This window comes from Phenylobacterium sp., assembly GCF_036402295.1.
In the GTDB taxonomy this organism is placed as follows: Bacteria; Pseudomonadota; Alphaproteobacteria; order Caulobacterales; family Caulobacteraceae; genus Phenylobacterium.
The window spans coordinates 1-4,202 of record NZ_DASWTE010000462.1 but is presented as its reverse complement, the minus strand read 5'-3'; the positions used below and the strand labels follow the sequence as shown (position 1 = coordinate 4,202).

Sequence of the window (4,202 nt, the reverse complement as noted above, 5' to 3'; positions counted from 1 at the left end):
CGGCGCCATCGGAGCCCTCGAGGGGTTGGCCGCGGGCGGTGGCGTACTGGTCGATGTGGCGCTGGCGCGGACGGCGGCCGGAGCGGCGGCGTACCTGGGCCTGGGCGCGTGATCCTCCGCGACGTGGAGGTCGAGGGGCGCTGCGGCCTGGACGTTCGGCTGGCCGACGGTCGGATCGCCGAGATCGGACCCCGGCTGGCGGCGCGCGGCGACGAGATCGACGGACGCGGCGGGGCGCTGATCCCCGGCCTGTGCGACCACCACATCCACCTGTTCGGCTACGCGGCGCGGGCTGACTCCGTGGCGCTGGAGGACGCGCGCGGCCCCGACGACGTCTCGGCCCGGATCGCGGCGGCGGCGGCCGGGCGCGCGGAAGGCGCCTGGATCCGCGCGCTGGGCTATCACGAACGCATCGCGGGCGAACTCTCCCGCGACGACCTCGACCGGCTCGCCCCGAACCACCCGCTGCGCGTGCAGCACCAGACGGGGGCGCTGTGGGTGCTGAACAGCCGGGCCCTGGCGGCGCTGGGCGAGGGCGACGACCCGCCGGGGTTGGACCGGGCGAGCGGGCGGATCTGGCGCGAGGATGCGTGGCTGCGCGCCCGGTTGCGCGCCGCGCCGCCGCCGCTGGCGCCGGTCGGGCGAACCCTGGCGGCGCTGGGGATCGCCGCGCTCACCGACGCCAGCGTGACGACCGACGCGGACGCCGCGGCGCGCCTCGCCGAGGCGCATCGGACCGGCGCGTTGCCGCAGCGCCTGACCCTGATGAGCGGCGGCGCGCTCGAGGCGCCGGCGGACGGCGCCTTCGCGGTGGGGCCGCTGAAGGTGCTGCTGGACGACCACGCGCTGCCCGACCTCGACGACTTCGTGGCGCGGATCGGCCGGGCGCGGGCCTGGGGGCGGGCGGTGGCGGTGCATTGCGTGACCGCGGGCGAACTGGCGCTGACGCTCGCCGCCTTCGCGACGGCCGGCGCGCGGCCCGGCGACCGGGTGGAGCACGGCGGAGTCATTCCCGCCGCGGCGATCCCGCAGCTGCGCGACCTGGGGCTGACGGTGGTGACCCAGTCGGCGTTCGTGCGCGAGCGCGGCGACCGCTACGCCGCCGAGGTCGATCCGGCGGAGCTCGGCGACCTCTACCGCTGTGCGAGCCTGCGAGCCGCCGGCGTGCCGGTGGCGGGAAGCTCGGACGCGCCCTACGCGAGCCCCGATCCCTGGGCCGGCATGGCGGCGGCCGTCGATCGGCGGAGCGCCGGCGGCGCCGTGCTGGGCGCGGGCGAGGCGGTGGATGCGGCGACCGCGCTGTCGCTCTACCTCGGCGACCCCGCCGATCCCGGCGGTCCGCCGCGTCGCGTGGCGGTGGGCGAGACCGCGGACCTCGTCCTCCTGGACGCCCCACTGCGCGACGTGCTGGGCGAGCCGAGCGCCGCCCACGTCCGCCTGACGCTGATGGACGGAGCGGTCGCGCACGGGCGGTAGTCGGTCGCGACCGGTTGCCACACCTGCCGCGCCGCAGGGGCGCTTCGCCTAGGTGGACGGCCCGCGATCGCCCGACAAATCGACGCACCGGGCACGTGGATAACGGCAATTAATCTTACGGTTACGCGGCCAATTAACAACGCTAACGGCACTCTCGCGAAGGCCAGAAGTAAAGGGCCCAAGAAAAACAAGCGTAGCTGTTCGTTGGCGTAACCTTCTAACCCGCAACCCTGAATGGATACTCTGGAGGGAGTCCGCCCGGACTTCTGCGCCAGAGAACTCGTCCCTGTCTCTGGAGCTAAAATGCCCGATACCGCCATTCCCCAAGGCGCCGCCTACCGTCCCGATCAGATCATCTTGCAGCTGGATCCGAACGCGACGGCGGCGGAGCACAGCCGTGCGCTTGAGGCCATCGGCGGCCGGCTGCTGGACATCATCCGCGGCGGCGAGGCCGGCGAGGGCGAACTGGCCCGCATCGGCCTGGGCCAGGGCGTGACGGTCGAGAAGGCGATCCAGATCCTCTCGCATCTGCCGGGCGTGAAGTTCGCCGAGCCGGACTTCGTCCTCACCGGCCAGTCGGTCAGCAACGACACCAGCGTGGCCAGCGGCCAGACCTGGGGTCTCTACGGCGACGTGGGCACGCCGACCAACGTCTACGGCAGCCAGGCGTCCGAGGCGTGGGCCGCGGGCAACATCGGCTCGACCAAGACCGCCATCGGCGTCGTCGACACGGGGATCGACTACACCCATCCCGATCTCTACCTGAACATCTGGCTGAACCAGAAGGAGATCCCGCTCGCGTTCCGCTCGTCGCTGACCGACGCCGACGCCGATGGCGTGATCACCTTCCGCGACCTGAACGACAGCCGGAACTCGAGCTACGTCGCCGACAAGAACGGCAACGGGCGCATCGACGCCGGCGACCTGCTCAACGACGCCCGCTGGGAAAACGGCCTCGACGACGACGCCAACGGCTATCGCGACGACCTGATCGGCTGGGACTTCGTCAACAACGACAACGACCCGATGGACGACCACAGCCACGGCACCCACATCGCCGGCACGATCGGCGCGACGGGCGGCAACGGCGAGGGCGTGGCCGGCGTGGCCTGGAACGTCCAGATGGTGGCCCTCAAGTTCCTCGACGCGTCGAACTACGGCTACACGTCGAACTCGATCAAGGCGCTGGACTACTTCACCAACGCCTCCAAACAGGGCACGGGCGTCGAGTTCGTGGCCACCAACAACAGCTGGGGCGGCACGGCCTACTCCACGGGCCTGGTCGATGCGGTGGTCCGCGGCGCCAAAGCCGACATCCTCTACGTCGTCTCCGCCGGCAACAACGGCTCGAACAACGACGCGACGCCCTACTACCCCTCCAGCATCTCCACCGTGGCCGGGGCCGGCTATGAGGCGGTGATCTCGGTCGCCGCCCTGACGAGCGCCGGCGGGCTGGCCAGCTGGTCGAACTACGGCTCGACCTCTGTCGACATCGCCGCGCCGGGCTCGGGGATCTATTCCACCATGCCGGGTGGCGGCTACGGCTCGAAGAGCGGCACCTCGATGGCCGCGCCGCACGTGACCGGCGCGCTGGCGCTCTACGCTGCGGCGCACGTCGGCTTCTCGGCCCAGCAACTGCGCGAGGCGCTGCTGGCCTCGGCGACGCCGACCGCCTCGGTGCTGGACAAGGTGGCCAGCGACGGCCGCCTGGACGTGGCGCAGTTCCTCGACACGCTCGCGGCGGTCGAACCGCCGCCGCCTGAGCCGACCCCGACCCCGCCGCCTCCGACGACGGGCGTGGTGATCACGGGCACGTCCGGCGCCGACGCCATCGCGCCCTCGACGTCGACGACGGGCCTGACGACGGTGCTGCCGACCAGCTACGGCGACACGATCTCGGGCCTGGAAGGGAACGACACCCTGAACGGCGGCTCCGGGGCCGACAACCTGCTGGGCGGCGCGGGCAACGACGTCTACGTCGTGGACAACGCCGGCGACACGATCGTGGAGCTGGCAGGCGAGGGCGACGACCTGGTCCAGAGCAGCGTCAGCCACACGCTGGACGCCAACGTCGAGCGCCTGACGCTGACCGGTTCGGCCAACGTGAGCGGCACGGGCAACGACCTGTCGAACATCCTGACCGGCAACTCGGGCGCGAACTTCATGTTCGGCGCGCTGGGCGACGACAAGCTGGACGGCCTGGGCGGCAACGACAACCTGGACGGCGGTCTGGGCCGCGACACGGTCCTCGGCGGCGCCGGCAACGACACCCTCGACGGCGGCGCCGGGGCCGACCTCTACACCGGCGGGTCGGGCAAGGACACCTTCGTCCTGGCGCGCGGCGAGGCGGCGGGGGACGTGATCTCCGACTTCGCCAAGGGCGACAAGCTGTTGCTGACCGGCTACTCGGCCGGCTCGACGCTCGCCAAGTCGGGCGGCGCCTGGGTGATCACCGACGCCGCCACGGGCCAGACCGAGCTGATCCAGCTCTCGAACGGCTACAGCCTGAAGACGAGCGACTTCCTGTTCGGCTGATCGGGCCCGGACGTCCCCAAACGAAGAAGCCCCGGCGGTGACGCCGGGGCTTCTCTGTCTCTGGATCTGACGCCGCGGTCTACGCGACGACGGTCTTCCGCCGGCGGAGCATGGCGCCCGCGCCGCCGAAGCCGAGGATCATCAGCGCCCAGGTCGAGGGCTCGGGAACCTCGTTCCCGCCGCCGCCGCCG

The 4,202-nt window shown here is 72.1% G+C and carries 3 protein-coding genes; 2 read left to right on the top strand and 1 reads right to left on the bottom strand.

Annotated features, from left to right (window positions below; all coding sequences use genetic code 11):
* Nucleotides 1-108: 108 nt before the first annotated feature.
* Both VGD44_RS25875 and VGD44_RS25870 read left to right on the top strand, forming a co-directional pair.
* Nucleotides 109-1,476: an amidohydrolase family protein gene (locus VGD44_RS25875; protein ID WP_331091580.1), complete on the top strand. Its 1,368-nt coding sequence runs from the start codon at nucleotides 109-111 to the stop codon at nucleotides 1,474-1,476.
* Nucleotides 1,477-1,779: 303 nt separating this feature from the next.
* A complete protein-coding gene (locus VGD44_RS25870; protein ID WP_331091578.1) occupies nucleotides 1,780-4,011 on the top strand; it encodes a S8 family serine peptidase in 2,232 nt (743 codons plus the stop codon).
* Between the two features lie 79 nt (nucleotides 4,012-4,090).
* Here VGD44_RS25870 and VGD44_RS26575 read toward each other — a convergent pair.
* The coding region (locus VGD44_RS26575) for a PEPxxWA-CTERM sorting domain-containing protein (protein WP_414694730.1) at nucleotides 4,091-4,202 on the bottom strand (112 nt) is incomplete at its 5' end.

Excerpts from the sequence above, each read along its gene's own strand:
- VGD44_RS25870 (WP_331091578.1), top strand. The coding sequence starts at position 1,780 with ATGCCCGATACCGCCATTCCCCAAGGCGCCGCCTACCGTCCCGATCAG.